At 35.9% G+C, this 14042-nt stretch carries 14 protein-coding genes; 9 read left to right on the forward strand and 5 right to left on the reverse strand.

The window, feature by feature from the left end; translation table 11 throughout:
• The first annotated feature begins 112 nt into the window (after positions 1-112).
• The 6 genes from ACPF63_RS23090 (at position 113) to ACPF63_RS23115 (ending at position 6233) form a co-directional block, all read left to right on the forward strand.
• Positions 113-865: a hypothetical protein gene (locus tag ACPF63_RS23090; protein WP_077419503.1), complete on the forward strand. Its 753-nt coding sequence runs from the start codon at positions 113-115 to the stop codon at positions 863-865.
• Entirely contained in the window at positions 853-1395 is a 543-nt protein-coding gene (locus ACPF63_RS23095; protein WP_077419504.1) for an acyl-CoA thioesterase, read from the forward strand. Before ACPF63_RS23090 ends, ACPF63_RS23095 begins: the two co-directional genes overlap by 13 nt.
• A 164-nt stretch (positions 1396-1559) precedes the next feature.
• The gene (locus tag ACPF63_RS23100; RefSeq protein ID WP_426481460.1) at positions 1560-2489 is read left to right on the forward strand and encodes a 2-hydroxyacid dehydrogenase; all 930 of its coding nucleotides are present in this window, start codon (positions 1560-1562) and stop codon (positions 2487-2489) included.
• Between the two features lie 193 nt (positions 2490-2682).
• On the forward strand, positions 2683-3945 hold the full coding sequence (locus ACPF63_RS23105; protein WP_426481461.1) for a serine hydrolase domain-containing protein: 1263 nt from the start codon (positions 2683-2685) through the stop codon (positions 3943-3945).
• 25 nt (positions 3946-3970) lie between these two features.
• On the forward strand, positions 3971-5770 hold the full coding sequence (locus ACPF63_RS23110; protein WP_426481462.1) for an Ig-like domain-containing protein: 1800 nt from the start codon (positions 3971-3973) through the stop codon (positions 5768-5770).
• Positions 5771-5774: 4 nt separating this feature from the next.
• On the forward strand, positions 5775-6233 hold the full coding sequence (locus ACPF63_RS23115; protein ID WP_426481463.1) for a heme-binding domain-containing protein: 459 nt from the start codon (positions 5775-5777) through the stop codon (positions 6231-6233).
• Positions 6234-6403: 170 nt separating this feature from the next.
• On the opposite strand, the gene ACPF63_RS23120 is transcribed toward ACPF63_RS23115, so the two are convergent.
• From ACPF63_RS23120 to ACPF63_RS23140, 5 genes are all read right to left on the reverse strand, one after another.
• Positions 6404-6916: an NUDIX hydrolase gene (locus ACPF63_RS23120; protein ID WP_077419510.1), complete on the reverse strand. Its 513-nt coding sequence runs from the start codon at positions 6914-6916 to the stop codon at positions 6404-6406.
• Positions 6913-7827 carry a site-specific tyrosine recombinase XerD gene (xerD, locus tag ACPF63_RS23125; protein WP_077419511.1) on the reverse strand — a complete coding sequence of 305 codons (915 nt, stop codon included), beginning with the start codon at positions 7825-7827 and terminating at the stop codon, positions 6913-6915. Before xerD ends, ACPF63_RS23120 begins: the two co-directional genes overlap by 4 nt.
• A 6-nt stretch (positions 7828-7833) precedes the next feature.
• Positions 7834-8256, reverse strand: a complete 423-nt coding sequence (locus ACPF63_RS23130) for a deoxycytidylate deaminase (protein WP_076356921.1) — start codon at positions 8254-8256, stop codon at positions 7834-7836.
• Positions 8257-8311: 55 nt separating this feature from the next.
• Entirely contained in the window at positions 8312-9079 is a 768-nt protein-coding gene (locus tag ACPF63_RS23135) for an enoyl-CoA hydratase/isomerase family protein (protein ID WP_077419512.1), read from the reverse strand.
• Between the two features lie 105 nt (positions 9080-9184).
• Entirely contained in the window at positions 9185-10672 is a 1488-nt protein-coding gene (locus ACPF63_RS23140; protein WP_426481464.1) for a catalase, read from the reverse strand.
• A 134-nt stretch (positions 10673-10806) separates the two neighbouring features.
• On the opposite strand from ACPF63_RS23140, the gene ACPF63_RS23145 reads away from it, so the two are divergent.
• The 3 genes from ACPF63_RS23145 (at position 10807) to ACPF63_RS23155 (ending at position 13853) form a co-directional block, all read left to right on the forward strand.
• Positions 10807-11757: a LysR substrate-binding domain-containing protein gene (locus ACPF63_RS23145; RefSeq protein WP_047377365.1), complete on the forward strand. Its 951-nt coding sequence runs from the start codon at positions 10807-10809 to the stop codon at positions 11755-11757.
• Positions 11758-11994: 237 nt separating this feature from the next.
• Positions 11995-13275 carry a methionine adenosyltransferase gene (gene metK / locus ACPF63_RS23150; RefSeq protein WP_219071892.1) on the forward strand — a complete coding sequence of 427 codons (1281 nt, stop codon included), beginning with the start codon at positions 11995-11997 and terminating at the stop codon, positions 13273-13275.
• 86 nt (positions 13276-13361) lie between these two features.
• The gene (locus tag ACPF63_RS23155) at positions 13362-13853 is read left to right on the forward strand and encodes a hypothetical protein (RefSeq protein WP_149389010.1); all 492 of its coding nucleotides are present in this window, start codon (positions 13362-13364) and stop codon (positions 13851-13853) included.
• Positions 13854-14042 lie beyond the last annotated feature (189 nt).

Genomic DNA, 14042 nt, shown 5'->3' on the forward strand with positions numbered 1-14042 from the left:
TACCTGTATTCCAGTTTTGATACAGAATAATCAAAAGACTGTTTCGGCAGTCTTTTTTTATATAGGTTAAATATCTTAAAAAGTCATGAAAAAGTTATAAATTTGCTGCCAAATGAATATTTCAGCATACATTTTAGAATACTTAAAACAATTTGGAACTGCCACGGTTCCAGGCTTTGGGGTGTTTTCACTGAAAAATTCTAAGGCAATTATCAATTCCGAAAACGGGAGTATCTTACCTCCAGCCAGTCAGATTGAATTTACAATAGACTACGAAGTACAGGCTGAAGATCTTACTGCTTTTATTGCAGGACAGAAACAGATGTCCTTAGAGGCTTCAAGAAGTGATCTGAAGATCCAGACAGATTTTTGGAAGAAGAAACTTCAGGCCGAACAGGTTCTTGAAATTCAAAACCTTGGAACAGTTTTCATTGAAGAAGGACATACCCATTTCAAAGGAAAAAGAATAGAATCAGGACGTCCGGACTTTTATGGACTTGAAGAGATCAGATTTTCAGATATCAATAACGGAGAAAAGGTAAATCCTTCAGTTAATCGCGAAAAGGATTTCAAATTCAGAAAAACTCTTCTCTGGGTTTTCCTTTTGATTATTCCGGTTTTGGGGATTTTATATCTGGCTTTTACCCAGCAGGAACTTCTTTTTGGTAAAAAGTCTTTCAATAAGGTTTCCGTACAAACCTCTACCCATAGAATTGTAAAAGATACCATTAAGGTGATGGTACATACCCCAAAAGCATCCGTTTCAGATTCTTTGAAAAAAGATTCATTAGCAAAACCTGTCGGAAAAGGAGTAAAACCAGCTCCGGCCGTTCCAAACAACACTAAGACTAGATGGCAAAAATAAAAAAAGCGTCAGACTCTCTGACCATTATGACCAATATCGTTCTTCCGAACGAAACCAATTCTTTAAGAAATCTTTTTGGAGGTGAACTTTTGGCAAAAATGGACCGTTGTGCGTCTATTTCTGCGGCAAGACACTGCGAGAGAAGAGTGGTAACAGCTTCTGTAAACCACGTGTCTTTCAATCACCCGATTCCGGAAGGCGGAGTAGTGGTATTGGAATCTAAAGTTTCCAGAGCATTTTCTACCTCCATGGAAGTATATGTGGATGTATGGTTGGATGACCCGATCAATCAGAAGAAAATTCATACCAATGCTGGTATTTATACTTTCGTTGCAGTAGATGAATTCAACCGTCCGATTCCTATTCCGGAAATGGTTCCTGAAACGGAAGAAGAAAAAGAAAGATTTGCAGCAGCATTCCGTAGAAAAGAACTTTCATTAATTCTTTCCGGAAGAATGAAACCTTTGGAATCTGTAGAACTTAAAAAACTCTTCCAGGAACCACAGGAGTCAAAAAAAGACAAAAAGTAGACTTTACATACTTTATCAATAAAAATGCTTTTAAACTTTGCTGAGTGCTAACACCTTTGCGAGCTTAAAAGCATTTGTTTTTTCAGAAATTTGCGAACTTTGCGATATAATAAAATTGTAATCATTTAGGAATCTGTTCCTATCTCTAAAATCATTAAATAAAAATGAAAATACTTCTTTTAGATAAAAATCATCCTCTTATCACTGAGCAGCTTTTGGCTCAGAATTTTATATTGGAAGAGGATTTTACATCGTCTTATGATGAGGTTTGCAATAAAATTGAAAATTACGACGGGATTATTATCAGAAGCCGTATTCCTTTAGACCAAAATTTTCTGGAGAAGGGTAAGAACCTGAAGTTTATTGCAAGAGTAGGAGCCGGAATGGAAAACATAGATATTCCTGTTGCTGAAAAACTGGGAATCCAACTGATCAATTCTCCGGAAGGAAACAGAGATTCCGTAGCAGAACATGTGGTAGGAATGCTGCTTGTGATCATGAACAGACTTTTTATTGCCTCTCAGGAAGTGAAAAACGGGATCTGGAAACGTGAAGAAAACAGAGGAGATGAATTGCTGGGGAAAACTGTAGGGCTTATCGGGTACGGAAATATGGGGAAAGCTACAGCTAAAAGGCTTTCAGGATTCGGATGTAAAGTGATCTTCCATGATATACTTCCCGGCCTTTCGGATGAATATGCAACACAGGTTTCTCTGGAAGAGCTGAAACAGTCTGCTGAGGTTGTAAGCTTACATATTCCTTTGACTTCAGAAACGCATTATCTTATAGATGAAACATTCATTTCGGAAATGAAAAATGACTTTTATTTTGTGAATACGGCAAGAGGGAAAAATGTAAAAACTAAAAGTTTAGTAGAAGCGTTGAAATCAGGAAAGGTAAAAGGTACCTGTCTGGATGTTTTGGAATACGAAAAATCTTCTTTCGAGCATATTGAAACTGAAAATGAAGATTTAAAATATCTTCTTGAATGTGAAAAAGCCATTGTAACACCACACATTGCCGGGTGGACACACCAGAGCAAAGAAAAGTTGGCTCAGTTTATTGTAGATAAAATTGTAGCTTCACATTGTTAAACAATGAAAAATAAAAGATAAAAGGCGAATTTACAAAAAGTGAATTCGCTTTTTTATTGACTTTCACTTTTTCGCGATTTTGTCCTTCCAAATTTTATATCTCCCTTCATTTATGTTAAATAATTCATAATGTCCCTTTCATGTTTATTATTTATTTTTGAGTTTTATTAAATTGCCGCTCATTTTGAATCTCATGACGAAGCGTAATTTTGTACTTATCCTAACTGTTCTTTTAGCAATATTTTCTTGTAAAAAAAAGTCTGAAGCCAAAGAAGCTTCAGCAGAAAATACGACCAATCTACCCAACTATGGAAATGTAGACTTCGGAAGTATTTTCGTCAAAGGTGATGGAGAGCTTCTGAACAGACAGACAACGGTAAGCTATATAGATCAGTATTACAAAAAAATATGGGAAGAAGGCAATCTTAGCGGCGGAATTCTGGTTGCTAAAGGAGATGAAATTCTTTACGAAAACTATAGAGGCTTTGGAAGAGAAGGCAATCAGATGCCGATTGATAAAAATACACCGTTGCATGTAGCTTCGGTTTCAAAGACTTTAACGGCAATGGCAATGATGAAGCTGATTGAGGCTGGAAAAATAAAACTTACAGATCACCTTACTCAGTTTTTTCCAGGATTTCCATATCCCAATGTTACCGTTCAGACTTTATTGGATCAAAGAAGCGGTCTTCCGAAATACGAATATTTTATCACCAAAATACAGCCTGCACCGGCTGAACTTTCAAAACCGTTTATTACGAACCAGGATGTATTGAATATGATTATCAAGTACAAACCAGATCTGGCGCGAGATACTGATACAGGATTTATGTACTGTAATACCAATTTTGCTCTATTGGCTTTATTGGTTGAAAAAGTAACAAAAACTCCTTTCCCGCAGGCGATGAAAGAAATGGTTTTCACACCCTTGAAAATGAATAATACTTACATTTTCCAGGAAAAAGATATTCCTACAGCCTCTCAGTCATTCTATTATGGGGGAAATAAACTGTATCCTTTAGACAGATTAGATCTTATTTATGGTGACAAAAATGTATATACTACTCCAAGAGATTTGTACAATTTTTCAAAAGCAATGTTTTCGAAAAATTTCCTGAAACCGGAACTCATGGAGATGGTTTTCTCTCCTTACAGTAATGAAAAGTCAGGAATGAATAATTATGGATTAGGATTCAGGATGAAAATTTTTGATAATGGTGAAAAGCTGACGTATCACAACGGATGGTGGCATGGCACAAACTCTGTATTTGCCCACCTTTTAAAATCTAAAGTTACCATCGTGGCTATCGGAAACAAATATTCAAACAAAGTATATACAGCTCTTGCGTTATCCGGATTATTTGAGGATTTTCCTTTACAGAAGGAGAAGTTGCACACCGTTATGCATGATAATAAAGATACTTTAAATTCCGGACAGGAAGTTTTTGGAGAATAATGTTTATTTTTGCTTAAACATTTTCATGAAAAGGTTTCTTTTATTATTTGTTATCTGTTTTCTTGTACATTCATGTGCAAGAGTGGGATCTCCTGTCGGAGGGCCTAAAGATACTTTAGCACCAAGGTTTTTAAGTTCAAACATTGATACGACAAGAATTAATGTCAAAAAAGATATTCACGAGCTCCGTCTGGATTTTGATGAATATGTAACATTGAAGGACATCAATAAAAACCTGATTATTTCACCACCTATTAAAGGGATAACGAGAATTCTTCCTTCGAATATAGCCAACAAATTTGTGCTGATCCAATGGACTGATACTCTTCAGGCGAATACAACGTATAATTTTAATTTCGGAAATTCCATTGTAGATAATAACGAGTCGAATATACTGAGGTATTTCAATTTTGCTTTTTCTACAGGAGACAAACTGGATGATCTTTACATCAGTGGTGAGGTAAAAGATGCAATGGATATTAAAAAGAAAACGGGAACAACAACGGAAAATAAGCTTGTGGTAGGATTGTATCAGGTAAAAGATACAATGGATTATAAGAAAAAACCTTACTATATCACCAAGGTAGATGAAGATGGGTATTATGAATTGAATTATCTGACTCCTGGAAAATATAAAATTATTGCTTTTGACGACGAGAATGGAAATTCTATGTATGACCCAGGAAAAGAAAAGGTTGGATTCCAGAAAGATCCGATTAATGTAGAAAAATCTATTTCAGGATTAAATTTGAAAGTATATCCTTCCAGAAAAGCAGTGAAATATTCAGAAATGAAAGAAATTGCAGGTGGGATTTTAATGTCATTTGAAGGAAATCCAGATGAAGTAAAAGTTCAGTCACTGAATGAGAAAATAAAAGATATCAAAATAATGCATAACCCAAAATCCGACTCTGTCAGAATCTGGTTTGATGCAGTAAAAGATGATGTGGGGCAGACAGCGAATGAAAAACTCACATTTACTCATAATAAAGGTCCCAAAAAAGATAGTGCCTACAGCGTTTCTTTATTTTACAGATATAATAAGAAGAATACGATGGATGTCGTGAGCGATAATGACGGAACTTCAATCGCTCCAAAGGCAGATTTAAAGCTAGCATCAAACTATATTGTAGATAAAATTGATCCTTCAAAATGGACATTAAAGATCAAAGGTGACAGTTTAACAACTTTACCGTTCACTGCTAAAATTTCAGAAACAAATCCTTATCAGATCCATGTTCAATCAGATTTTGTGATGGGAAAAAGCTATGAACTTACTGTTCCTAAGGAAACCGTATCTTCGTACTATGCAAAAAACAGCCAGTCAAAGCGTTTCGACTTTGATGTTGCTAAAGCAGATCAGTTTGGAAGTGTTGAGTTCTCTATTACCAATGCTCCGGAAGCAAATTATTGGATTCAACTGATCGATTCTTCAGATAAAATTGCCTATCAGAAATATATAAAAGGAGACAAGGTAAAATTTGATATATTGAGACCAGCAGAATATATTGTAAGAATTCTGGTAGATAATAACGGGAATAAATATTGGGATGAAGCAGATTTCGCTAACGATATATTTGCTGAAGATGCTTATATCTTCCATAAAAAAGTGATCGTAAGAGGATTGTGGGAAACAAGAGAAGACTGGGATCTGAAGGATACCAGAACACTTGACAGTCCTAAATCAACTTCTCCGACTCCGGCACCCACATCAACCTCTGTTTCAGCATCAGAAACTCCGCAGCCTGTAACACCTACGGTAACGAAGGAACCGCTGAAAAAAGAATTTAAATCCGGTAATGCTGTTTTAACTCCGGCAAAGTAAGCAGATGAAAATGGCTAAGAAAATCATATTTTGGATATTGGTGGGTTTTGCCCTGATCCAGTTTTTTCCTATTGATAGAATCAATAAACCGGTTGATTCTGCTGCGAACTTCGTTGATGCAAGGAAAGCGCCTGAAAAAATCAGAACACTGCTTAAAAATGCGTGTTATGACTGCCATTCCAATGAAACAGTTTACCCGAAATATGCTTTTATTGCACCTGTATCATGGTCTGTAAAAAGCCATGTAAATGAAGGAAGAGAACACCTTAACTTTTCTACCTGGGAAACGTATAATAAGGATTTGAAGAAGGATATGATCACTAAATCTATTCAGACTATCCAAAGCAAAGCAATGCCAATACCGGGTTATATTGTCTATCATAAAGAAGCTAATCTTTCAGAAGCAGAAAGAGCACTGTTGATTCAGTATTTTGAAGAAATGCTGAAGACGAAGACTTACTAATGTCTAAAAATAAAGCTAGAAAGGTATATTTCAATGCTTTATTCTTCTGTTATATTATTTTAAGATTATCATAAAATAAAAAACTCTCGCAGATTTTGCAGACCGGCAGATGAATGTGTTCTAACAATCTGCTTAATCTACAAACTCTGCGAGAGAATATATTACAAAAATTATTTCTTTAAATAGCTCTCAAAAAATCTCTTCTGAGAATCAAAGGCAATATCTTCAAGGTCTAGCTCCTGTAAAGGAATCCATACTGCTTCTGAGATCTCTGAGAGTTCAAGATTTACCTCAAACTTTTCCGAAACATTATACTCATAAAAGAGATCGATGGTATTGTAATCAATTTCTTTGTATTGATAGATGTTTGGAAGGCTGGTAAGGTATTTCAGGTTAGAAATATCGATATCAAGCTGAAGTTCTTCAAAAAGTTCTCTTTTACAGGTTTCCTCTGCACTTTCTTTAGGGTCAACGAATCCTCCGGCAAGATCAAGTTTTCCTTTTTTAGGATCTCTGTTTCTTCGGGTAAGGTAAATTTCGTTACCACATCTGATGACAACCGCCACGGCGCCTGCCACATTATTATACAAAGTAAAACCACATTCCGGACAGCTCCATTTCTTTTCGCCGTCCCAGTGTAAGGACTCTTTGCCACAGCTTGGGCAATATTTCAATAGTTTCATTGAGCAATATTAATATTTCTCGGGTGATAACTCAAAATAACATCCCTTAATTCTTCCGTCTTCAGATGCGTATAGATTTCCGTTGTGGTAATACTGGAATGCCCCAGCATTTCCTGAATATAACGGAGATCTGCTCCGTTCTGCAGCAAATGCGTAGCAAATGAATGTCTGAAGGTGTGTGGAGATATTTTTTTGTTAACCCCTGCTTTATCTGTAAGTTCTTTAATGATAAGAAATACAATCACTCTGGACATAGATGTCCCACGGCTGTTCAAAAACAGAGTGTCTTCATATTTCTTATTGATCTTACCTTTAGAACGTACCTCTTTGATATAATTTTCAAGCAAATCAGCAGTATAGTCGGCCAAAGGTACAAAACGGGTTTTGTTTCCTTTTCCGTTTACCTTGATGTATTGCTCTTTAAAATTGATATTGGAGATCTTCAGATCAATGAGTTCAGAAACACGAAGTCCACATCCATATAGTACCTCTATGATGCAGTGGTTTCTTTTTCCAAGATCTGTATTGACTTCAATAGCAGTGATAATTTTGTTGATATCAGGCAGGCTTAAGGTATCAGGGAGGTATAATCCCAATTTAGGGCCTTCAAGTAACGCCGCAGGATTGTCTTCACGATATTCATCTTCAAGCAGAAATTTGAAAAAGGCTTTGATGGAAGATATCCATCTTGCTTGTGATCTCTCACTGAATTTCTGTTTAGAAAGATTGAAAATGTATTCCTGCAGGTTTTCGTAACCGATAGAATCTGGGCCGACGTTTGCCAGATCTTCTTTTGCATAATCTTTTAATTTCTTAATGTCCCGAACGTAGGCGTCGAGAGTGTTTTCTGAAAAATTTCTTTCGAAACGAAGAAATATTTCAAAATCTTTGATCTTTTCATCCCAAGTCATTTGTGCTTATTTTTTTAGTTCACAGTCCGATATTTGTTCTATTTCAATGTTATGGTTTCTCAGGAACGATATTCCATCGTCATCCGAATACTCATTAATATACACCAGTCTCGCAATTCCTGCCTGTAAAATCAGCTTGCTGCATTCTTTACAGGGAGACAGCGTCAGATATAACGTTGCCCCTTTTGCAGATTGAGTAGAAGCGGCCAGCTTTAATATAGCGTTCGCTTCAGCATGCAATACGTACCAGTGTGTTTTCCCTTCTCCATCTTCACAGCAGTTTTCGAATCCCGAAGGAGTCCCGTTGTAACCATCTGAAATAATCATCCTATCTTTTACGATAAGAGCTCCCACCTGTTTTCTCTTACAGTAGGAGAGTTTTGCCCATTCCTGAGCCATTTTTAGATAAGCTTTATCAAACTTATTCATACCGCAGCATTGTTTTTTTCTCGAAATAATTTGGATTAAAATCTTTTAGAAAGATTTAAAAGTTAGGCTTTCTCTTCTCTAGAAACGCAGTAACTCCTTCTTTCTTATCTTCCATTTCAAAAAGTTGCCCGAAATATTTAATTTCAGTTTCAAAACCTTTCTCTGTATCAGATAAATTTACGGCGTTTATAGCCTTGGATATTGCCATTGGTGAATTGTAGGCAATCGTGTTTGCTAATTCTTTCGTTTTGGTTAATAATTCTTCAATAGGGTATACTTCATTGACCAGGCCGATCTCTTTTGCTTTTTGAGCAGGGATCATTTTGGCAGAGAAGATCATTTCATTGGCAATACCTTTTCCTACAAGCTTTGGAAGCCTTTGAGTTCCTCCGTATCCTGGGATTAATCCAAGAGTTACTTCAGGAAGTCCTAATCTGGCGTTTTCCGATGCATATCTGATATGGCATGCCATGGCAAGCTCTAAACCTCCGCCTAATGCAAAACCGTTTACGGCTGCAATGACAGGTTTAGACATATTTTCAATTTTATTGAACAATATATTTTGTCCGTTTCTTGCAAGTTCTTCAGCTTTTTCCTGTCCGAAGTCGCTGAACTCCTTGATATCAGCTCCTGCTACAAAAGATTTTTCTCCACTTCCGGTAAGGATAATTACCCTGCAGGAAGTATCAGCGTTAAGCTCATCCAGTGCGGTACTGATTTCCTGAATTGTTTTTGCATTTAAAGCATTTAAACTTCCAGGTCTGTTTATGGTAATAATAGATAATTTATCTTCTTTTTTTAATAATATGTTCTCGTAACTCATTTTTCCACTTTAAAATATCATCCTTTGCAAATTATGAATTTTTTACAAAAAAAAAGGAAAAAATATTATTTTTTTTCCTTTTTTTTAATTTATTATTCAATATGATTATTTGGAATGATTCATCATATTTGCATCAATATTGACATTTAACTGAGAAGCTACTTTCATGCCAAGCTCAATATTAGCACGGAAAAAGTGACATAATTGTCGGTTGATAATCTCGTCTTTTTTAGGCCCGCTGATGCCTTGCATGCTTCCGATAATATTTTGAATCAGACGATCTCTGTCTTCTGTGTTCATTGCTTTTGAATAAAGCAGACCCGGCTGAGTATAATGATCGCTGTCATTATCATTTCTGTTATAACTGGCTACATGAGCACTGTCTAATTCATACTCAAAACCTTTGTAATCAGAATCTGCTTTGATATCATCGAAACTGTTCGGATGGTAATTCGGTTTATCCTGATAGTAGCTTGAATCTGCCATATAGCCATCTCTCTGGTAGTTATTGATCGCAAAAGGACATCTGTTCACCTCCAGTTGATGTGCGTTGACACCCACTCTGTAACGGTGTGCATCAGGATAAGAAAATAGTCTTCCCTGCAGCATTTTGTCAGGTGAGAAACTAATTCCGTTAATCAGGCTGCTTGGTGAAAAAGTAGATTGTTCAACATGAGCAAAATAATTAACAGGAACTTCATTAAGCTCCATTTCTCCTACCTCAATCAATGGGAAGTCATCATGGAACCACACTTTTGTTACATCAAAAGGATTCCATCTGAAGTCTTTTGCCTGTTCCTCAGTCATCACCTGGATATACAGGGTCCATTTCGGGAAGTCTCCGTTTTCAATAGCATTGCAAAGGTCTTCTTGGGCGAAATCCGGATTTTCCCCGGCCATTTTTACCGCTTCTTCATCAGTGAAGTTTTTCACCCCCTGCTTGGTTTTGAAGTGGAATTTTACCCATACTCTTTCATTATTGTCATTAATCATAGAGAAAGTATGAGACCCAAATCCATGCATATGTCTATATCCGTAAGGCGTTCCTCTGTCTGACATTAATATAAGAACCTGATGAAGCGATTCAGGATTTAAGCTCCAGAAATCCCACATCATGGTGGCGCTTTTTAAATTGGTTTTTGGAAGTCTTTTTTGAGTATGAATAAAGTCCGGAAATTTTTTTGCATCCTTAATAAAGAATACCGGAGTATTATTTCCTACAAGATCCCAGTTTCCGTCTTCTGTATAAAATTTTAAAGCAAAACCTCTAGGGTCTCTTGCTGTATCTGCACTTCCTTTTTCTCCTCCTACAGTAGAAAAACGGGCAAACATTCTGCATGAATTTCCTACTTTTGAGAACAGTTTTGCTTTTGTGTACTGGCTGATGTCATGGGTTACGGTAAAAGTTCCATAAGCGCCGCTTCCTTTAGCATGCACAATCCTTTCAGGAATTCTTTCCCTAACGAAATGCGCAAGATTTTCCTGAAGAATAAAGTCTTGCAGCAATACCGGGCCTCTTGGTCCTACCGTCTGTGAATCCTGATGCTCAAAGTAAGGTGCGCCGTTGCTTAACGTTAATTTTTTAGAATCCATATAATTGAAGATTTGAATAATTCTTTTTCCTTTTTCTAAATCGAAGTGTAAAGGTAATGAATATCAAATTTACTTGAATTTTTAATTGCTAATAACAAAAACGTTATATCTTTGTAATAGATAATATTAATCAAATGAACATTCAGCAACTGGAGTATCTTATCGCTGTTGATAAGTATAAACATTTTGGTAAAGCAGCTCAGGCATGTTTTATTACACAACCTACGTTAAGTGCCATGATACAGAAATTTGAGGATGAACTGGATGTGAAGGTTTTCGACAGAACTACTCACCCGATTCGTACCACAGATGTAGGTCTTCAGATTATTGATCAGGCAAAAGTTATTATAGAATCTGTCAATGAGCTGAAAAACAAAGCGAACCTTTTGAATAATATTTTAGGAGGAACTCTTAATCTGGGAATTATTCCTACGGTTTCTTCTTTCATTCTGCCTACGGAAATTTTCAAGTTCCTTGAAGACAATCCAAAGATTCAGATGAATGTAAAAGAAATGACTACGGATAATATTATTAAAGCTTTAAAAGCAGGAGAACTGGATGCGGGAATTATCTCAACTCCTTATGATACTGCTGACGAGTTTTATCAGGATTTCTTATTCAATGAGGAGCTGATGATTTACAGTTCCAATACAGAAGCCAACAAAAAGAATTCTTACATCATTCCGGAAGATCTGAATGTAGAAAAAGTATGGTTACTTGAAGAAGGAAACTGTCTTAGAAATCAGTTTGAGAACATCTGTCATTTGAAAGAAAATACCCTGAAGCCTAAAAATTTAGACTTCCTGGCTTCCAATATCCAGACCTTGGTACACATGGTAGATAAAGTAGGAGGAATCAGTATTCTGCCAGAACTTGCTTTGAGTCAGCTTTCAGAAGAACAGAAGAAAAATGTTTTCAGATTCAAGAAACCTTTCCCTTATCGAGAAATCAGTATTATTTATTATAAGCCAACATTTAAACAAAAAATAATTGATGAATTGTCACATTCTATCAAAACTTCTTTAGAACTTAAGCTGAATTATCACGAAAGTCCAAAAGAATTTGTAAGCATTAAGCCTCAGTAATGGAAATGCTTTAAAGTGATAGAAATCATCAATTTAAATAAAATTATAATTAATAAACAAAATTTTTGAGTATTACAAAAATAGTGCTTAAATTTGCTGACGTTTATTACGAGGAAAAATTTGACCTGATTGCAACCTCTATAAAAATATGCTAAAACAGTATTCTTTTTTGGGCAATTTTATTTCATATTTTTCTTCAATACAATTTTTTTAAATCTTTAAAAACAAAAGAATTATATGTCTTATTTATTTACATCTGAATCCGTTTCAGAAGGACATCCGGATAAAATTGCCGATCAAATCTCTGATGCATTAATCGACCATTTTTTAGCATATGATAAAGACTCAAAAGTAGCATGTGAAACTCTTGTAACTACCGGACAGGTGGTATTGGCAGGGGAAGTAAAATCAGATGCTTATCTTGATGTGCAGACTATTGCCAGAGAAGTAATCAACGGAATTGGATATACAAAAGGTGAATATATGTTCAATGGAGATTCTTGTGGAGTGATCTCTGCCATCCATGAGCAGTCACCTGATATCAACCAGGGAGTTGACAGAGCTGTAAATGACGAGTCTTTCGAAGCAAAAGCAAATGCACAGGGAGCAGGAGATCAGGGAATGATGTTCGGGTATGCTACCAATGAAACGGCTAACTATATGCCTCTTGCATTGGATCTTGCCCACACGATTCTGAAGGAACTTTCTGCCATCAGAAGAGAAAATAAAGAAATCACTTATCTTCGTCCTGATGCAAAAAGCCAGGTAACTATTGAGTATTCTGATGATCATAAACCAATCAGAATTGATTCTATCGTAGTTTCTACTCAGCATGATGATTTTGCAGCTGAAGAGGAAATGCTGAATAAGATCCGTGAGGATATTAAAAACATTCTGGTTCCAAGAGTTGTTGCACAACAGACTGAGGAAATCAAAGCTTTGTTCAACGATCAGATCAAATATCACATCAATCCTACAGGGAAATTTGTAATCGGAGGACCTCACGGGGATACAGGTCTTACAGGTAGAAAAATCATTGTTGATACCTACGGTGGTAAAGGAGCTCACGGAGGAGGTGCTTTCTCAGGAAAAGATCCTTCTAAAGTAGACAGAAGTGCTGCTTATGCTACAAGACATATTGCTAAAAACTTAGTGGCTGCAGGAGTTGCTGATGAAGTTTTGGTGCAGGTTTCTTATGCTATTGGTGTAGCTGAGCCTTGTGGTTTATATATCAATACTTACGGAACTGCAAAAGTAGATCTTCATGATGGAGAGATTGCGAAAAAAGTTTCTGCAATTTTCGATTTAAGACCTTATGCTATTGAGCAGAACTTAAAATTAAGAAATCCTATTTATCAGGAAACTGCTTCTTACGGGCATATGGGTAAAGAGCATTATATTGCTGATAAAACTTTTAATAAAGGACATAAAAATGAGCTTACATTGGAAGGGCTTGAGTTCTTTACTTGGGAGAAACTAGACAAAGTAGAGGAAATTAAAACCGCTTTCGGAATTTAATTTTCCCCTTAAAGAATAATAAATGAACTGCTTTATCTCTTGATAAGGCAGTTTTTTTTAATTTTACACCTTAATAATATAGAAAGATGATGAATTTTAGAACTGTAGTTGCTGTCCTGTCCCTGTTTTTGCTAAGTACATTAGCAAAGGCACAATATACCATGCATAAAATGATTACTGTGGGGTATACTTATCAGAATCAAAGTTTTGGTGAAATAGGAGGGAAATTGCTTTTTCTTAAAAATGACGATGTGATTTACAGATTGGGAGGATCTGCACTGATGGGAGTTTCGGACTCCAAATTTGCTATCATGCCAAAGCTCCAGGCGGACGTTCTTCTTAATTTTGAAAAAAATGTAGACTTCTATCACTCGTATTATTTTTTAGCAGGGGTAGAAGGAACCAATAAATACATTGCCCCTAAAATAGGAGTCACCTTATTTGGGATGCTAGACCTTACCGGAGGCTATGCTTTTCCTATCGGAGATACCCGATTGAACGGAAAAGAGATGAAAGGTCTGAATATTAATTTTACATTAAATATCCCTACCGTATTCATTCATGACATGTTTAAATGATTTTTTTTAGATTTTTCTCTAAAAAATTTAATAATAGGTTAACAGTTATTAAAAAAATATTATATTTACATCATAATAATTGTACTACCGCCTATAGAAGAGACTCTACTCTAGAACTGTTTTGTTTATACAGCAAAGGCCAGAAGAAATATCTGGTAGAATGGCTGTCTGCAAATATTTATATTGAGA

Source organism: Chryseobacterium sp. R2ACT005, from assembly GCF_049949215.1.
Classification (GTDB): domain Bacteria; phylum Bacteroidota; class Bacteroidia; order Flavobacteriales; family Weeksellaceae; genus Chryseobacterium.

Bases quoted from the DNA above. Each gene is read 5' to 3' on its own strand.
- ACPF63_RS23090 (WP_077419503.1), top strand. From the start codon at position 113: ATGAATATTTCAGCATACATTTTAGAATACTTAAAACAATTTGGAACT.
- ACPF63_RS23095 (WP_077419504.1), top strand. From the start codon at position 853: ATGGCAAAAATAAAAAAAGCGTCAGACTCTCTGACCATTATGACCAAT.
- ACPF63_RS23100 (WP_426481460.1), top strand. From the start codon at position 1,560: ATGAAAATACTTCTTTTAGATAAAAATCATCCTCTTATCACTGAGCAG.
- ACPF63_RS23105 (WP_426481461.1), top strand. From the start codon at position 2,683: ATGACGAAGCGTAATTTTGTACTTATCCTAACTGTTCTTTTAGCAATA.
- ACPF63_RS23110 (WP_426481462.1), top strand. From the start codon at position 3,971: ATGAAAAGGTTTCTTTTATTATTTGTTATCTGTTTTCTTGTACATTCA.
- ACPF63_RS23115 (WP_426481463.1), top strand. From the start codon at position 5,775: ATGAAAATGGCTAAGAAAATCATATTTTGGATATTGGTGGGTTTTGCC.
- ACPF63_RS23120 (WP_077419510.1), bottom strand. From the start codon at position 6,916: ATGAAACTATTGAAATATTGCCCAAGCTGTGGCAAAGAGTCCTTACAC.
- xerD (WP_077419511.1), bottom strand. From the start codon at position 7,827: ATGACTTGGGATGAAAAGATCAAAGATTTTGAAATATTTCTTCGTTTC.
- ACPF63_RS23130 (WP_076356921.1), bottom strand. From the start codon at position 8,256: ATGAATAAGTTTGATAAAGCTTATCTAAAAATGGCTCAGGAATGGGCA.
- ACPF63_RS23135 (WP_077419512.1), bottom strand. From the start codon at position 9,079: ATGAGTTACGAGAACATATTATTAAAAAAAGAAGATAAATTATCTATT.
- ACPF63_RS23140 (WP_426481464.1), bottom strand. From the start codon at position 10,672: ATGGATTCTAAAAAATTAACGTTAAGCAACGGCGCACCTTACTTTGAG.
- ACPF63_RS23145 (WP_047377365.1), top strand. From the start codon at position 10,807: ATGAACATTCAGCAACTGGAGTATCTTATCGCTGTTGATAAGTATAAA.
- metK (WP_219071892.1), top strand. From the start codon at position 11,995: ATGTCTTATTTATTTACATCTGAATCCGTTTCAGAAGGACATCCGGAT.
- ACPF63_RS23155 (WP_149389010.1), top strand. From the start codon at position 13,362: ATGATGAATTTTAGAACTGTAGTTGCTGTCCTGTCCCTGTTTTTGCTA.